At 60.6% G+C, this 15,139-nt stretch carries 14 protein-coding genes, 1 other RNA gene and 1 pseudogene; 8 read left to right on the top strand and 8 right to left on the bottom strand.

Annotated features, from left to right (window positions below; genetic code table 11):
• Positions 1–3: 3 nt before the first annotated feature.
• Together IHQ72_RS05780 and IHQ72_RS05785 are read left to right on the top strand one after the other, a co-directional pair.
• Positions 4–1,083, top strand: a complete 1,080-nt coding sequence (locus IHQ72_RS05780; protein WP_258116586.1) for an IS630 family transposase — start codon at positions 4–6, stop codon at positions 1,081–1,083.
• A gap of 871 nt (positions 1,084–1,954) precedes the next feature.
• The gene (locus IHQ72_RS05785) at positions 1,955–2,317 is read left to right on the top strand and encodes a c-type cytochrome (RefSeq protein WP_258121569.1); all 363 of its coding nucleotides are present in this window, start codon (positions 1,955–1,957) and stop codon (positions 2,315–2,317) included.
• A 36-nt stretch (positions 2,318–2,353) separates the two neighbouring features.
• Here the strand turns inward: IHQ72_RS05785 and IHQ72_RS05790 are convergent, their stop codons facing one another.
• The gene (locus tag IHQ72_RS05790; protein WP_258121570.1) at positions 2,354–2,611 is read right to left on the bottom strand and encodes a hypothetical protein; all 258 of its coding nucleotides are present in this window, start codon (positions 2,609–2,611) and stop codon (positions 2,354–2,356) included.
• Between the two features lie 97 nt (positions 2,612–2,708).
• Positions 2,709–3,458: an IS5 family transposase gene (locus tag IHQ72_RS05795; protein ID WP_258123742.1), complete on the bottom strand. Its 750-nt coding sequence runs from the start codon at positions 3,456–3,458 to the stop codon at positions 2,709–2,711.
• A gap of 190 nt (positions 3,459–3,648) precedes the next feature.
• Between IHQ72_RS05795 and IHQ72_RS05800 the strand changes: the two genes are divergently transcribed.
• Positions 3,649–6,930, top strand: a complete 3,282-nt coding sequence (locus IHQ72_RS05800; protein ID WP_258117771.1) for an ATP-binding protein — start codon at positions 3,649–3,651, stop codon at positions 6,928–6,930.
• Between the two features lie 215 nt (positions 6,931–7,145).
• Here IHQ72_RS05800 and IHQ72_RS05805 read toward each other — a convergent pair whose 3' ends face one another.
• A complete protein-coding gene (locus IHQ72_RS05805; RefSeq protein WP_258121571.1) occupies positions 7,146–7,655 on the bottom strand; it encodes an arsenate reductase ArsC in 510 nt (169 codons plus the stop codon).
• A gap of 216 nt (positions 7,656–7,871) precedes the next feature.
• Between IHQ72_RS05805 and IHQ72_RS05810 the strand changes: the two genes are divergently transcribed.
• Positions 7,872–8,216, top strand: coding sequence for a hypothetical protein (locus tag IHQ72_RS05810; RefSeq protein ID WP_258121572.1), 345 nt, complete (start codon positions 7,872–7,874; stop codon positions 8,214–8,216).
• Between the two features lie 60 nt (positions 8,217–8,276).
• Here IHQ72_RS05810 and msrB read toward each other — a convergent pair whose 3' ends face one another.
• From msrB to IHQ72_RS05835, 5 genes and pseudogenes are all read right to left on the bottom strand, one after another.
• On the bottom strand, positions 8,277–8,681 hold the full coding sequence (gene msrB / locus IHQ72_RS05815; RefSeq protein WP_027152870.1) for a peptide-methionine (R)-S-oxide reductase MsrB: 405 nt from the start codon (positions 8,679–8,681) through the stop codon (positions 8,277–8,279).
• Positions 8,682–8,789: 108 nt separating this feature from the next.
• Positions 8,790–9,611: an MBL fold metallo-hydrolase gene (locus IHQ72_RS05820; RefSeq protein WP_258121573.1), complete on the bottom strand. Its 822-nt coding sequence runs from the start codon at positions 9,609–9,611 to the stop codon at positions 8,790–8,792.
• Positions 9,612–10,802, bottom strand: coding sequence for a vWA domain-containing protein (locus tag IHQ72_RS05825; protein ID WP_258121574.1), 1,191 nt, complete (start codon positions 10,800–10,802; stop codon positions 9,612–9,614).
• A gap of 8 nt (positions 10,803–10,810) precedes the next feature.
• The gene (locus IHQ72_RS05830) at positions 10,811–11,257 is read right to left on the bottom strand and encodes a GNAT family N-acetyltransferase (RefSeq protein ID WP_258121575.1); all 447 of its coding nucleotides are present in this window, start codon (positions 11,255–11,257) and stop codon (positions 10,811–10,813) included.
• Positions 11,258–11,435: 178 nt separating this feature from the next.
• A pseudogene (locus IHQ72_RS05835) lies at positions 11,436–12,273 on the bottom strand (AAA family ATPase).
• 182 nt (positions 12,274–12,455) lie between these two features.
• Here IHQ72_RS05835 and ssrS point away from each other — a divergent pair.
• The 4 genes from ssrS to IHQ72_RS05855 all read left to right on the top strand — a co-directional run bounded on the left by ssrS (position 12,456) and on the right by IHQ72_RS05855 (position 15,136).
• Positions 12,456–12,611, top strand: a non-coding RNA gene (gene ssrS, locus IHQ72_RS05840) — 6S RNA.
• A 194-nt stretch (positions 12,612–12,805) separates the two neighbouring features.
• A complete protein-coding gene (locus tag IHQ72_RS05845; protein ID WP_258121576.1) occupies positions 12,806–13,393 on the top strand; it encodes a 5-formyltetrahydrofolate cyclo-ligase in 588 nt (195 codons plus the stop codon).
• A gap of 81 nt (positions 13,394–13,474) precedes the next feature.
• Positions 13,475–14,299 carry a TIGR00282 family metallophosphoesterase gene (locus tag IHQ72_RS05850; protein WP_095495408.1) on the top strand — a complete coding sequence of 275 codons (825 nt, stop codon included), beginning with the start codon at positions 13,475–13,477 and terminating at the stop codon, positions 14,297–14,299.
• Between the two features lie 72 nt (positions 14,300–14,371).
• Positions 14,372–15,136, top strand: a complete 765-nt coding sequence (locus IHQ72_RS05855; protein WP_258121577.1) for a TerC family protein — start codon at positions 14,372–14,374, stop codon at positions 15,134–15,136.
• Positions 15,137–15,139: the final 3 nt, after the last annotated feature.

Genomic DNA, 15,139 nt, shown 5'->3' on the forward strand with positions numbered 1-15,139 from the left:
GGCATGTCAACTGAATCGGGCATCCGGTTGTCTCCTGAGGATCGGGCGACGCTGGAGGGTTGGGTGGCGGACCGCAACTCGCCACAGAAATGGGTTTGGCGGGCGCGGATCGTGCTGATGTGGGCGGACGGCGACGGCGTCACCGCGATTGTACGGGCGACCGGCAAAACCAAGCGAACCGCCTATCGCTGGCGTGATCGTTACGTTGCGTGCGGCATTGAGGGGCTGAAGCGGGATGCCAGCCGGCCGAGCCGCAAGCCGCCGCTTTCGGCCGAGGTGATCAAGCGTGTGGTGGATATGACGCTGCATCAGAAGCCGCCGGCGAGCACCCATTGGTCGGTGCGCAAGCTCGCCAAGGTGGTGGGGCTCAGCCCGTCGAGCGTGCAGCGCATCTGGGCAGCGCACGGGCTGAAGCCGCATCTGATCAAAAAATTCAAGCTGTCCAATGACAAGGCGTTCGTCGAGAAGGTCCAGGACGTCGTCGGCCTTTATCTCAACCCGCCGGACAAAGCCCTGGTGCTTTGCGTCGACGAGAAGAGCCAAATCCAGGCGCTCGACCGCACGCAGCCGGGGCTGCCCATCAAGAAGGGGCGGGCCGGCACGATGACCCATGACTACAAGCGCAACGGCACCACGACACTGTTTGCCGCCCTCGACGTGGCCACCGGCAAGGTCATCGGCGAATGCATGCCGCGACACCGCCACCAGGAGTTCCTGCGCTTCCTGCGCACGATCGATCGCAACACGCCCAAGCACTTCGCCCTGGATTTGGTGGTCGACAACTACGCCACCCACAAGCATCCCAAGGTCAAAGCCTGGCTTGCCCGGCATAAGCGCTTCCGCCTCCACTTCACGCCGACCTCTGGCTCCTGGCTGAACCAGGTCGAGCGCTTCTTCGGGCTCATCACCGACGACGCCATCCGCCGCGGCGTCTTCCGCAGCGTGACCGACCTGACGATCGCGATCGAGGCCTACCTGGAGCATCACAATGCCGACCCCAAACCCTTCATCTGGGCCGCCAAGGCTGCTGACATCCTTGAAAAGGTCGCACGAGGGCGTCGAGTGTTAGAGTCACAACACTAGGTTGGCAGATAGAAATGAGCAGTGGTGTGTTAATGGTTCTGAAGTTTTCGAAAGAACAGTTTCGCGCACTCGATGCCCAGATGACCGAAGTCAGGCAACTTGTAGATCGGACTGTTCAGTAGGCGCGGAAAAGCCCGCCACCGTGAGGCAGCGGGCTCGAACGTTTGAACCATTTCGCAGTCTCAGCATTGAAGCTATATTACGTCGCGGAGGCGAAGGGCGATGGATACAGTAACGTCTGCCATTATGGTGCTGTTGTCGTGCAGTCCCGATTTGATGCTATGCCGAGCGCCGGCCGCGAAGCCCACGATCTTTTCGACCACGTCCCAATGCGAACAAGCGCTGACTGATCAGATATCGAGAGTTCCGCGCGCTGGTCAAAAAACGGTTGGACGTTGCCAGGCGATCAGAGATGAGAATGATATCGCGAGATGGGGCGTCTCGCCGAATGGCGAGCTATTCTATGCCAGCGCGACGGACGTGACCGAGACAGTAGCCTCGACCGCGACCGTTGCCCCTGCCCCTGCAAAGAGCGGACCTATTACTGTGCGCGTCACGCGTGGTAACGGTTCCGGCGCGGCGACAACGTCGTCGTACACTGTGCTTCGCTCCGACTCAAAGTGAGCTAAAAAGCCGGCGTTCGAGTTCATCCCCGAGAACGGCGGCGGTGCCGGGGTGAGGAGGAAGTCGGCAGCGCCCGCCGTCCTGCCCGACGGCGAGGCCGGCATCATCGAAAACAACGAAATGTAGGCGCGATTGCGGAGTGTATCGTGTTACACAATCCCCAATTGCTGGACTCGCGCGATGCACCGGCAGTTAATTTCTGCGTCACGCCAAAGGGGAAAAGGCCGCGAACTGTGGGAGGACTTCGATGATCAAGAAACTTACTCGACACGTCCGGGCGCATAGTATGCGTGGTTTGATCCTTGGCCTGGCTGCCCTCGTGGTCACCTCGTCATTTGTGCAGGCAGCAGGCGACAGCATCGCCGGCCGGAAAGTCATGACGCAATGCCAAGTGTGCCACGGCAAGGATGGCATCGGCAAACTGTCTTACACGCCCAATATCTCCGGGCAGAAGTACGAGTATCTCGTCCACTCGCTGATGGCTTACAAGATCGGACAGCGCAAGAGTCAAATGATGTCGGCGGTCGTCAAGAACCTGAGCGATGAAGACATCGCCAATGTTGCGGCTTACTATGCCGCGATCAAGATTACCGTCGAAGCTCCGCAGTGACTGACACAACGTAGGTCGTCACCGGCTTGTCGGTCATCATCCACCTTTGGCCTTGCCGTAGCCGGTCGGGCTGGTGTCGGGAGTGTAGATCGTCCCCACTCTCTTGCTGCCGCACTTGGCGCATTTCAGCTTCGGAATGAGGTCATCTGCCGTTGCCGGCGCGTCCGGTCCGTATCGATCGCGCCGCTTTACCAAGTCGAGCACCTGGCTATGGTTGCAGGGCGCGTGATGGCAAAACGCCCTCACCGTCATCTTCGCGTCGATCAGAGATTGAAACGTCCAGCCCTTCGCCATCCGGTCGATATAGTGCGGGGCAGTTCAGTCCCCAAGCTAGGCTCATCCAATTTGAAAGGCAGAGGAGCGAGCCCTTTGGTTTTACTAGGCCGTGAACTCATAAAACGCGCAGCCAAAGCTGGATGGATGCTAGCTTGACGAAGGCGAGGTAGTTTGCAGCGAGTTTGTCGTAACGGGTGGCAATGCGACGACATTGCTTGATCTTATTGAAGAACCGCTCGACGAGATTGCGCGCTCGGTAGAGATATGGACTGAAAGAGATGGGCTCCTTGCGATTTCGCTTGGGCGGTATATTGGTCCAGGCGCCCTTCGCGCTGATGAGTTCCCTGATCCAATCCGCATCATAGCCGCGATCAGCTAGCAGCATCGTGTGTGGATGCAGCCCGCTTAGGAGAACCGAACACAGCCGGTTGTCATGAGCCTCACCGGGCGTAAGACCAATGCGCACCGGCAGACCATTGGCGTCCACGACGGCGTGAATCTTGCTTGTCAGCCCACCGCGTGAACGGCCCATTTGTTGATCGCGGTTATTCGCTATGCAGGCCCCGTGCTGGTGGACCCGAACGACTGACGTGTCGATCATCTGCACCGCCGCATCATGGCTGGCAGCCAGCATATCCATGATCTGATCCCAGACGCCAGCCCGCCGCCAGCGAACGAAGCGATTGTAACAGGTCGTATGGGGACCATAGTTCTTTGGCAGATCGCGCCACGGCGCACCCGATCGCAAGACCCAGAAGATGCCGTTGAGAATGCGCCGGTCGTCGACACGGGGAATGCCGCGTGCCTTGTTCGGGAGCATCGGCGCAATGACGCGCCATTCAGAGTCGCTAAGTTTATATCGCATGCTCGGACCCACTTACGGACGAGGACCACATCAGCTCCCCACTCAAGGCCTCGTCCTGCGTTCCGGGGTTAGCACCAATTTGGAACTGACAGTGAGCCGGTCCGACGGAGACAATTGACTTGCGGCCGACATAGCGCGAACTAGGAATGACGCTCATTTAGAACGGACCGTAGCCAGTCGAGGAACGGCTATGCACGATATCGCCGAGTGGCTGGAGGGCCAAGGTTTTGGGGAGTACGCGGAAGCGTTCGCCAGGAACAAAATCGATCGCGATGTGCTGCCAAGCTTAACGGGGGAGGACCTCAAGGAGATGGGCGTTGCCACGGTCGGCGATCGCCGGAGGCTTCTCGATGCAATCGCCGTCCTTTCACAGACCCACAATGCGCAGCATGAGGAAGTTGTCGCGGAACCCGTCGCGCGTGCTAGGTCCCCGGAGGAAGTGTCAGCCGAACGCCGCCAGCTCACGGTGATGTTCTGTGACCTCGTGGGTTCGACGCCTCTCTCGGTGGAATTCGACCCCGAGGACCTAGCCAACGCAATCCGTGTGTATCACGAAAGCTGCACAAAAGTCGTCGCGCGATGGGATGGGCACATCGCCAAGTTTATGGGCGATGGGGTCCTGATCTATTTCGGCTGGCCGCGCGCCCATGAGGATGATGCTGAGCGCGCCGTCCAGGCGGGTCTCGAACTAACATCGGCAGTGGCAACGTTGGACACCGCAGTAGGACGGCCCCTTGCAGCTCGTGTCGGCATCGCAACCGGCCTTGTAATGGTCGGTGAAACGACCGGCGCAGGTACGGCACGTGAGCAAGCTGTGGTCGGCGAAACGCCGAATCTGGCGGCGCGCCTGCAAAGCGTCGCGGAGCCCGGGACTGTGGTGGTCGCGTCGAGCACGCGGAAGCTGCTCGGCAATCTGTTCAAGACAACCGATCTTGGCGAGCAGTCCTTGAAGGGATTTGCGGAGCCCGTGCGTGCTTGGTGCGTGAGCGGCAAAGAGCCCAAGGAGACGCGCTTCGAGGCGCTGCACGGCGGACTTCGTACACCGCTGATCGGGCGTGACGATGAGGTGGAACTGCTTATGAAACGATTTCAGCAGGCAGAAGCAGGAGAAGGCCAGGTCGTCCTCATTTCGGGCGAGCCCGGCATCGGCAAGTCCCGGCTTTGCGAGGCCTTGCGGGCCGGCCTCCTCGACCGGCCGCATACGCGTCTGACGTACCAGTGCTCGCCCTCTCACACGGACCGAGCGTTTCACCCTTTGGCCATGCAGCTTGAGCAGGCGGCCGACATTCGGCTGGACCTCGATCCTGGCGAAAAGTTGAGGAGGCTTGCTGCGATGCTCCGGATGTCCGCTCACGGCACCAAGGAGCAATTGGCGGTCCTCGCTACCTTTCTCTCAATACCGAAGAATGGAGGAGAGGGGTCGCCGAGCCTCGATGCGGCCCAACAGACCGAGCGAACCTATGACGTGCTTGCGGGCCTCGTGGAAGACTCCTGCGCCAACGGCCCCTCGGTTCTCATCTTCGAGGACTTGCAGTGGTGCGACCAGTCCACGCTCGAATTTCTCAGCAGGCTGGTCGACAGGGTAGAGACCCTGCCGGTTCTGCTGCTGGTCACCTCTCGCCCCGGCATCCGCGTGGCCTGGTCGGATCAGCCTCATGTCACGACGCTGATGTTGAATCGCATCAGCAAGCGTGAGTGCGAGAAAATGCTAAATTCGCTTTCAAACGATGACTTGCTTCCGGAGCGCCTAGTTGAGGAGATTGTCAATCGGAGCGATGGCATCCCGCTTTTTCTTGAGGAGATGGCTCGGACACTCATCGAGGCACGAAGCGGCAAACCAACTGCCACTGGTGAATTCAAGCTGGATGTGCCCGCATCGCTTCAGGATCTGCTTATGGCCCGGCTCGACCGGCTGGCCACGGGAAAGCCGGTCATTCAGACCGCAGCTGCGATTGGTCGCGAGTTCACGACCGAGCTCCTCGGGCACATATGCGACCTGAACAGAGCTGCGCTCCAGAATGCTCTGGACGCGTTGGTAGAGGCCGGGCTGCTGGTCTCCCGCCAAACCGCCTCGGGAGCGACTTACGTCTTCAAGCACGCGCTTCTTCAGGATGCTGCCTATAGCAGCTTGCTTCGTGATACGAGGAGAGAGCTGCACAAGCGAGTCGCGGGTGCGCTCAGCCAGTCGCTGGACAACGATCCCGCATTGCTGGCGCATCATTACGAATGTGCGCATGCGTGGGAAGAGGTCCTGAATTGCCGGCTTCTGGCTGCGGCGAAAGCCGAGAGCCGATCAGCTGGTTGGGAGGCGGCCGAGCATTACCGGCGCGCCATCCACGCTCTTGAACATCTTCCAGACACAGCGGTTTACCGGCAATCCTACCTTGAGACATTCCTGGCGCGAATCAGGTGTGGTTGGTCTAACGCGACCAAAGAAGAGCGTGCCGAAGCGCTTCACCAAGTCGACAAAGCCATCGCGTTTGCTGACGGAGACATCGCTGCTTTAGCACGCCTGCAGTCCTACAAAGGAGTTGATTGGCTGGAAGAGTCCTTGCTGGTCAGTGCAGAGCGACATGCCGGTTTGGGGGACGCGGCGCTCCAGGCCGAAGTCGCGTGTCGCTACGCCTACTTCCTGGGTAATACCGGACGGCTTGTGGAATCGCTCGGGAAGATCGAAAAGGCCGTCAAGCTCTTGAAGCAAGTCGGAGCTCTGGAAGAGCTCGGTAATTTCGCTGCAGGCGCCGGCCGCTGCAACAATGCTCGCGCCGGCAGGCTGGACCGGTCTCTGCAGTTCGCGGAGATGGCCCGAGAGATTGCAGCGTCCACCCACAACTTGGATGTGCGCTCGTGGTTTGCGATGGAAGCGGAGCCTTGGTTTTATAAGGGGCTTTGGCACCGCGCAGTCCGGGTTGTCGACGAGAACTTATCGACAGCTTGGGAAAACGGGAGATGGAACGTCGTATTATGGGCTTCGGGTTGGGCCGCCATCGCCTGTTTGAAGTTAAACCGTATTTCCGATGCCCGAGCCTTTTTGGAGCCGGCAATGAAGACGGCGGCGCGCCGCCTAGATTTCGATTTCTGCAAAATTTATCCGCATATCGCACTGAGCCAATTGCACCTTGCCGAAGGCGATGCTGCAGCGGGATTGCAATCCGCGGAACGCGCGTTGGAGCTCGCGGAGCGCGTCACTGCAAGGCTTGAGATCGGCGCTGCTCACCGCGCACTCGGCCAGGCCTACGAGGCCAACGGCGATCGCCAATCGGCCGACGGGCAGTTCCGTCGAAGTATTGACGTTCTTCAGAAAATCCAGTCCCGGCCCGAACTCGCCCAGAGCCTGCTTGCTTTTGGCAAATTTGAACTCGCGACTGAAAGAGATAAAGCCGAGGGACTGCTACACAGCGCTCTTAAACTTTTCAAAGAGATAGAAGCGGACGGTTGGGTCGAAGAAACCCGCAGCGCGCTTCTCCAATGATCGCATCAACTTGACGCCGACAGAAAATGTCGCGCGTACGCACTCATTTCAGCAAGCGCCCACGTTCTACCCGCCCGTCACTTTCACTGTTGGCCCATCGGCGACAGTAACTTGGTGACGACGTCGTAGTGGACCGCGCTAGCGGTGTCGGTGACGGTCTTGGAGACCGGAAGCTCGTGCATTTCTTGTCAGCCTCGATTTAATGAGTTCACGGCCTAGTTCGGCTTCGGCGTGTCGCGGCCGATCTGGTCGAGATGGTGTTGCAGCGCCAGATGGTCGAGCGCATCCATCGGCAGATTGGTGAACAGCGAGATGCGGTTGTTGAGCATGCGATAGGCGTCAGCAAAGGTAAGATGCAGTTCGGCTTCGGTGCCGTCTGCCTTGGCTGGGTCCGGTATCGACCAGAGCGCGGTCATCGGATGACCCGGCCAGATCGGGCAAGATTCGTTTGCGGTGCTGTCGCAGAGCGTGAAGATGAAATTCATTTCCGGCGCTTCGGGCTCGGCAAACTCGTCCCAGCCTTTCGAGCGGGCGAAGCTCGTATCGTAGTTGAGGCTTTCGAGCAGCTGCAGTGCGTAGGGATTGACCTCGCCCTTCGGTTGCGAACCGGCGGAAAAGGCCTTGAACCTGCCGGCACCGATCCGATTGAGTATGGCTTCCGCGATGATGGATCGCGCCGAATTGGCGTTGCAAAGAAACAGCACGTTGTAGACATTATCGCTCATCTCAAGACCTCCTTGGCAGGCGACTGGATGATGGGGGCGGCAGATTCCGGCAAGGTGTCTTTGCCGAGATGCCGACAAGGGCGACGTAGAAAGGTTTCACGACCGTTTGATGACAATCTTCCAAATCATACGCTTGCGTGCCGATGATCGACTTGCGTTGACAGGCTTGCTGCTTTGGACATCTCTGCGGCTATCGAATGAGAGAAGGCCGCATCGATGAGTGCGCCAAAGACTTTCGAAGGCGAAGACGGCAAGGCAGGCCGCGCGGCGGGCTTCTTCCGCTCGCGCTGGCAAGGCACGGCCCCGCTCGATCGGCTGTTCTGGCGCGATCTTGTCCTTGTCGGCACGGCGATCAACATCGCAGTGTCTGTGCTGGCGCTGATCCTGCTCGGGCTGAAGCTGCCGCTCGCTCTCGTTCTGGCGGTGCATTTCGCGCCGGTGCCGTATAATTTCTTTCTGACTTTTGCGGTGTGGCGGACCGCCGAGAAATCCGGCGGCGTCAAGGCTTCGCTGATGACGCTGGGGGCTGTGCTGTGGCTGGTCCTGGTGGTGGTGATCTGACAGGACGGTGCTGCCGGCAAAGGCCGGCCGAAGCCGTCCTTTGCCAACGTCGAATTCCAGTCAGGCGGCCGGCTCGAATTTCAGCGCGACGCCGTTGATGCAATAGCGCAGGCCGGTCGGCGGCGGGCCGTCCTCGAAGACGTGGCCGAGATGGCTGCCGCAGCGGGCGCAGTGGCACTCGGTGCGGACCATGCCATAGCTGCGGTCGACGGTCGTCTCGACCGAACCGGGCACCGGATCGTTGAAGCTCGGCCAGCCGGTGCCGCTCTCGAATTTCAGCTTGGATTCGAACAAAGGCTGGTCGCAGCCGACGCAGGAAAAGGTGCCGGCGCGCTTCTCGTGGAGCAGGGCGCAGCTGCCGGGCCGCTCGGTGCCGTGGTTGCGCATCACCGCATATTGCTCCGGCGTCAGCCGGGCGCGCCATTCGGCATCGGTGCGAGTGACAGGGTAGGTGTGACTATCCATTTTTTGCCTCTTAGCTTATGCCGCTATTGGGGGTTGTCTTCCCCAGTTCGCCTAAATTAGGCATTCGTTACGACGTTTGCCCATATTTTCGATGCCACAAAGAATTCCTCAGGCGATCGCCGCGAGATACCGCGCAACCGACCCTGCAAATGCCGTCTTTGCATCTCCGAGGACGTTCTGGTTCCACCATGCGCCGTAGATATGGTCGAATGCGAAAGGCTCCAGCGCAGCCTCGATGCCGAGCACTTTCGCCGCATTGAGCGGGATGTAGTTCGGGTAGCTGTACATGAAGCTGACATGGCGGCGCGTTGGGGTCACCTGCAAGATGTCGCCGGCCAGGATGGCGTCGCCGCCGTCGCGCTTCCAGTGCAGCACCTGGCCACCGGCAAAGTGACCGCCGCAACGGATAAGTGTCAGCGAGGGGTTCAGGGCGCGCGTCTCGCCCTCCCAACTGATAACAGCCGGATGCGGCCGCATGATCCACTGACGGTCATCGGCGTGCAGATAGATCGGCACGCCGCCAAACGCCTCGCTCCACTCGACCATTGCCGAATAATAATGGCAGTGCGAAATGGCGATCGCGGCCAGGCCGCCCCGCCGGTTGATTTCGGCCACCGCCTCGTCGCTGACCATCGAGATACAGTCCCACAGCACATTGCCGTGCGGGGTTTGTGCCAGCAGCGCCCGCTGGCCGATGGCGAAGCGCGGCTCGATGCCGAAGGCGAGCACGCCGGCGTCGTCTTTCATCACGACCCGATGCCCGGCGGCGAGCTCTTCCGGCGTGATCCAGGCCTGGCCCTCCCAGCGCACATATTGCCGCTCGTCCTCGCAGATCGGGCAATGTTGCGGCGGCGTCGCTGCCGCCGCGAACTGGACGCCACATTGCAGGCAGAGGAAACAGGTCGGCCGTCCTGTTTTGCGTGGATCCATTCAGTGCTTCCTTGAAAGCTGCTTTGTCGCGGCTTCGAGCCCGGCGAGCGTCAGCGGAAACATGCGGCCGCCAAAGATATCGCGGATCGTGGCGATCGAATGGGTGAAACCCCAGTGCTTTTCGCTTTCGGGGTTGAGCCATACCGCGTTCGGCCATTGCTGCAGCAGACGGCCGAGCCAGACGACGCCGGCCTCCGGATTCCAGTGCTCGACCGAGCCGCCGGGATGCGCGATCTCATAGGGGCTCATGGAGGCATCGCCGACGACGATCACCTTGTAGTCCGGACCGTATTTGTGGAGTAGATCGAAGGTCGGAATTACCTCCGCATGGCGGCGGCGATTGTCCTTCCACACGCCTTCGTAAAGGCAGTTGTGGAAGTAAAAGTATTCGAGCTGGCGGAATTCGGCGCGGGCGGCCGAAAACAGCTCCTCGACGCTTTTGATGTGGTCGTCCATCGAGCCGCCGACATCGAAGAACATCAGCAGCTTCACGGCATTGCGCCGCTCGGGCCGTGTCTGCACGTCGAGATAGCCATGCTCGGCGGTGGCGTGGATGGTGCCGGGCAGGTCGAACTCCTCCTCGGCGCCTTCGCGCACCCAGCGGCGCAGGCGCTTCAGCGCGATCTTGATGTTGCGGGTGCCGAGCTCGACGGCATCGTCGAAATTCCTGAACTCACGCTTGTCCCAGACTTTCACCGCGCGGCGGTTGCGGCTCTCATGCTGGCCGATGCGAACCCCTTCGGGATTGTCGCCATAGGCGCCGAAGGGCGAGGTGCCGCCGGTGCCGATCCATTTCGACCCGCCCTGGTGGCGGCCCTTCTGTTCCTCCAGCCGCTTTTTCAGCGTTTCCATCAGCTTTTCGAAACCGCCCAGGGCCTCGACCAGCTTTTTCTCTTCTTCGGTCAGGTGCTTTTCGGCAAGCCGCCGCAGCCATTCCTCCGGGATGTTTTCGACGTCGACCGCGTTTTCGCCAGCCAGCGCTTCAACGCCCTTGAAAACGTGCGAAAAGACCTGGTCGAAACGGTCGATGTGGCGCCCGTCCTTCACCAGTGCCGAGCGGGCGAGATAGTAAAATCCCTCGACGTCATAGTCGACCAACCCCGCCTCCAGCCCTTCCAGCAGCGACAGATATTCTCGGAGCGAGACGGGAACCCGCGCAGCCTTCAATTCGAGGAAGAAGGGGATGAACATCGCACTGCCTATAGCAGATCATACTCGATGAAGCCGGTCCTGCGCGCCACGTGGTCGTAGAGCTTGCGCGCGGTGGTGTTGGTCTCGTGGGTCATCCAGTAGACGTTCTTGACGCCGACCTTGCCGGCTTCCTGCTTGACCGCTTCGATCAGGGCGGCGCCGACGCCCTTGCCGCGCACATCCGGGTCGGCGAACAAATCCTGCAGATAGCAGTTGTTCATCTGCGACCAGCAAGAGCGGTGATAGAGATAATGTGTCAGGCCAACCGCCTTGCCGTCGAGGGTGGCGACAAAACCCTTCGGTTCGAACTCACCCGCCGTGAACAGCCGCTTCCAGGTGACGGCGTAGACCTCTTCCGGCAGCTTGGTTTCGTAGAAGGTGAGGTAGGCAGTCCACAGGCGCTGCCAGTCGGCGTGGTCGGATTGTGCCAGTGGGCGGACGGTGATCTCGGTCATTTCATTCCTTCCGAAGCTTTCGGCCCAAGCTGCCTCGGTGCCCGGCCCGCGGCAACGGTCCAGCAACGGGAAAGCGCTGTCCGCCCGCCGCATGCCCGGCCCTCCGCTATGGCTCCGGGCGTTCGTCGCTCGAAAAGCCAAATCGTTGGCTTTTCGTCGGCCTTTGGCCGACCGCTCCTCACCCCTGCCTTCTCGCCATGAATGCCAGGCGCTCGAACAGATGGACGTCCTGTTCGTTCTTCAAAAGCGCGCCGTGCAGTTTGGGGAGCGCGTTCTTCGGGTCGGCGCGCAAATCCTCGGGCGATGTCGTCGGCGACCAAGAGCCTGATCCAGTCGAGTGCCTCGGAGGTCGATGGCTTCTTTTTCAGACCTGGCACGTCGCGGATCTCGTAGAACTGGGTGAGTGCGGCGCGCACCAGGTTCTGCTTGATGCCGGGATAGTGCACGTCGACAATCCGGTGCAGCGTCTCGACGTCGGGAAAGCGGATATAGTGGAAAAAGCAGCGGCGCAGGAAAGCGTCCGGCAGTTCCTTTTCGTTGTTGGAGGTGATGATGACGATCGGGCGCACAGCGGCGCGGACCGTTTCGCCGGTCTCGTAGACGAAGAACTCCATCCTATCGAGTTCCTGCAACAGATCGTTGGGGAATTCGATATCGGCCTTATCGATCTCGTCGATCAGAAGCACGACCTTCTTGCCTGCGGCGAAGGCGTCCCACAGTTTGCCGCGTTTGATGTAGTTCCTGATGTCGTTGAAGCGCTCGTCGCCGAGCTGGCTGTCGCGCAGCCGCGAGACGGCGTCATACTCGTAGAGGCCCTGCTGCGCCCTTGTCGTCGACTTGACGTGCCATTCGATCAGTTCGAGGCGGAGCGCGGCCGCCACTTGCCTGGCCAGTTCGGTCTTGCCGGTGCCGGGCTCGCCCTTAACCAGCAATGGCCGCTCCAGCGCGATCGCCGCATTGACCGCCACCATCAGATCCTTGTCGGCGACATAGGCCGCCGTGCCTTCGAAACGCATTCCTGCTCCTCGGTTTTTCATGGCAACCGTAAGGAGACGGCCCAGCCTGTGCAAGGCGCCGCGGCGAGGGCGCGGTGAAACCTCGTGCCGCGCAGCTGCAAGGCAGGACCTTGTGACGAATTAAGCCACGGAGCATGGCCGTCTCTCTGGCGCTTGGCCGATCGTCAGCCTATATTGGTCGTGACGGTCTGCGCTTCCCGGCAGGAGAACATTTTCCCCGGGGCCTTAATGATCCCTAGGGAGCTGTCCCTGGGAAGACCCGTGGGTTTTCTCATACGGCGCCCACCTACTTTGTAGGTTCCCGGGATCGCTCTCTCCACCGGTTGTGTGGATCGTCACCCATCGAAAAGGCCATATTTGGCGGATTTTGTCGTCGCGCCGTTTTGTGCGGTGCTCACGAAACGAAAAGTTCGCTCCGCTGATCTCATTTCGCATGATCTTTTCACCGAACCGCTGACACTTCGGTGGATCATGCGGTAGAAACGTCGCTCCTAAAACTCCATCCAAATCTTACCTTTTCTACCGTCGGCGCATGACATCCTTGAAAGACCTGAAAAAAAAATTGCGCCGCGAAGCACTCGGGCGCCGCGACGCGCTCGATCCGTTCTGGCGGGTGGAAGCAGCGCTCGAAATGGCCGAGACCGCGCGGGACAGCATTGCGATAGAGCCGGGCCAGATCGTCTCCGGCTTCTGGCCGATGCGCTCGGAAGTCGACGTCCGGCCGCTGATGTTCGCCTTGCGCGAAAAGGGAGCAAGGCTTTGCCTGCCGGCGATTCTCGACAAGACCACCATCGTCTTTCGCGAACTGGTGCGCGGCGTACCGATGATCGACATGGGGTTCGGGACCGTCGGGCCGCATGAAGAGGCCGAGGTGCTCGATCCCCAGGTGATGCTGGTGCCGCTTGCCGCCTTCGATGCACGAGGCCACCGGATCGGCTACGGCGCCGGTTATTACGACCGCGCGATCGCGCGGCTGGTCGACAAGGGGCAGCCGCCGCGGCTGATCGGCATTGCTTTCGACTGCCAGGAGGTGGCGCTGGTGCCGGATGAGCCGCATGACGTGATCATCTCGGAAATACTCACCGAGAACGGGTTGCGCCGGTTCGCGCCGAAATTGTAGATAAGTTCCTGGACGCATGGTCTTTTCCGAAAGTCATGCAGCTTTTTGTTTCGCTGACCTTCGGTTCGGGATCATGCTTATATGAGACTTCTCTTCCTCGGCGATATGGTCGGCAAGACGGGACGCACGGCGGTGTGGGAACAACTGCCCGGCCTGATCTCGGATTTCAAACTCGACTTCGTCATAGTCAATGGCGAGAACGCCGCCGGCGGCTTCGGCATCACCGAAGAGATCTTTCGCGAGACGATCTCGGCGGGCGCTGATGTCGTCACCACCGGCAACCATGTCTGGGACCAGCGCGATGCGCTGGCTTTCGCGCCGCGCGAGGAACGCTTCCTGCGTCCGTCCAATTTCCCCAAGGGCACGCCGGGGCGGGGCTCCGGCGTCTACATCGCTAGGAACGGCGCGCGCGTTCTGGTCGCCAACATCATGGGCCGGGTGTTCATGCATCCTGAACTCGACGATCCGTTCCAGGCCGGTGAGCGCGAGCTTGCCGCCTGTCCGCTCGGCGAGCAGGCCGATGCGGTGGTCATCGATTTCCATGCCGAGGCGACTTCGGAGAAAATGTGCTTTGCGCATTTCGTCGACGGCCGCGCCAGTCTGGTCGTCGGCACCCACACGCACCAGCCGACCGGCGACCACCATATCCTCAATGGCGGCACCGGCTATATCTCAGACGCCGGCATGTGCGGCGACTATGATTCCTCGCTCGGCATGGACAAGGAGGAGCCGCTCAACCGGTTTCTGTCAAAGGTGCCGAAAGGACGCTTCGAGGCGGCGACCGGCCCGGCGACATTGTGCGGCGTCGGCGTCGACATTTCGGATCGCAGCGGCCTGACCGAGCGGATTGCGCCGTTTCGCCGCGGACCGCGGCTCGAGGAAACCGCGCCATCTTTCTGGTCGTGACATTGATGTAAGCGATTGTAGTACCTAATTGCCGGCTACGCCTGCTTCAGATCGTAAGAGGGGACGACCTCCATGCAGCTCATCGAATTCCTGGCGCCACATTTGGCCTTTGTCTCCGATCCGACCGCATGGGTAGCGTTGCTGACGCTGATTGTGCTGGAGGTCGTGCTCGGCATCGACAATCTGATCTTCATCTCGATCTTGACCAACAAATTGCCGGAGGCACAAAGGGCCCGCGCCCGGCGGCTCGGCATTTCTGCCGCGCTGATCATGCGGCTGGTCCTGCTTGCCACCATCTCGATCATCGTCCAGTTGACGACGCCGGTGTTCACCGCTTTCGGCCATGGCTTTTCCTGGCGCGATCTGATCCTGATCGCCGGCGGCCTGTTCCTCGTCTGGAAAGCGACCAAGGAGATCCACCACACGGTCGACCTCGAGGATCACCAGGACACAATGATGGGCGAGACGCTGCAGCTTTCGCTCGCCGGCGCGATTTTCCAGATCCTGCTGCTCGACCTCGTCTTCTCGATCGATTCGATCATCACCGCGGTCGGCATGACCGACGAGATCGCCATCATGTATATCGCCGTCATCGTAGCAGTCACCGTGATGATGCTAGCGGCCGGACCGCTCGCCAACTTCATCGCCAAGAACCCGAGCATCGTCATGCTGGCGCTGAGTTTCCTGCTGATGATCGGCATGACGCTGATCGCCGACGGCATGGGCTTCCATGTGCCGAAGGGCTACATCTACGCCGCTATGGGGTTCTCTGCGCTGGTCGAGGGCCTCAACATGCTGGCGCGGCGTCGGAGAAAGGCAAAGGCCGGCGGGCACTGAGCA

Source organism: Mesorhizobium onobrychidis, from assembly GCF_024707545.1.
Classification (GTDB): Bacteria; Pseudomonadota; Alphaproteobacteria; order Rhizobiales; family Rhizobiaceae; genus Mesorhizobium; species Mesorhizobium onobrychidis.

Excerpts from the sequence above, each read along its gene's own strand:
- IHQ72_RS05830 (WP_258121575.1), bottom strand. The coding sequence starts at position 11,257 with ATGACCGAGATCACCGTCCGCCCACTGGCACAATCCGACCACGCCGAC.
- IHQ72_RS05845 (WP_258121576.1), top strand. The coding sequence starts at position 12,806 with ATGACATCCTTGAAAGACCTGAAAAAAAAATTGCGCCGCGAAGCACTC.
- IHQ72_RS05825 (WP_258121574.1), bottom strand. The coding sequence starts at position 10,802 with ATGTTCATCCCCTTCTTCCTCGAATTGAAGGCTGCGCGGGTTCCCGTC.
- IHQ72_RS05820 (WP_258121573.1), bottom strand. The coding sequence starts at position 9,611 with ATGGATCCACGCAAAACAGGACGGCCGACCTGTTTCCTCTGCCTGCAA.
- IHQ72_RS05850 (WP_095495408.1), top strand. The coding sequence starts at position 13,475 with ATGAGACTTCTCTTCCTCGGCGATATGGTCGGCAAGACGGGACGCACG.
- IHQ72_RS05790 (WP_258121570.1), bottom strand. The coding sequence starts at position 2,611 with ATGGCGAAGGGCTGGACGTTTCAATCTCTGATCGACGCGAAGATGACG.
- IHQ72_RS05780 (WP_258116586.1), top strand. The coding sequence starts at position 4 with ATGTCAACTGAATCGGGCATCCGGTTGTCTCCTGAGGATCGGGCGACG.
- IHQ72_RS05805 (WP_258121571.1), bottom strand. The coding sequence starts at position 7,655 with ATGAGCGATAATGTCTACAACGTGCTGTTTCTTTGCAACGCCAATTCG.
- IHQ72_RS05855 (WP_258121577.1), top strand. The coding sequence starts at position 14,372 with ATGCAGCTCATCGAATTCCTGGCGCCACATTTGGCCTTTGTCTCCGAT.
- IHQ72_RS05800 (WP_258117771.1), top strand. The coding sequence starts at position 3,649 with ATGCACGATATCGCCGAGTGGCTGGAGGGCCAAGGTTTTGGGGAGTAC.
- IHQ72_RS05795 (WP_258123742.1), bottom strand. The coding sequence starts at position 3,458 with ATGCGATATAAACTTAGCGACTCTGAATGGCGCGTCATTGCGCCGATG.
- msrB (WP_027152870.1), bottom strand. The coding sequence starts at position 8,681 with ATGGATAGTCACACCTACCCTGTCACTCGCACCGATGCCGAATGGCGC.
- IHQ72_RS05810 (WP_258121572.1), top strand. The coding sequence starts at position 7,872 with ATGAGTGCGCCAAAGACTTTCGAAGGCGAAGACGGCAAGGCAGGCCGC.
- IHQ72_RS05785 (WP_258121569.1), top strand. The coding sequence starts at position 1,955 with ATGATCAAGAAACTTACTCGACACGTCCGGGCGCATAGTATGCGTGGT.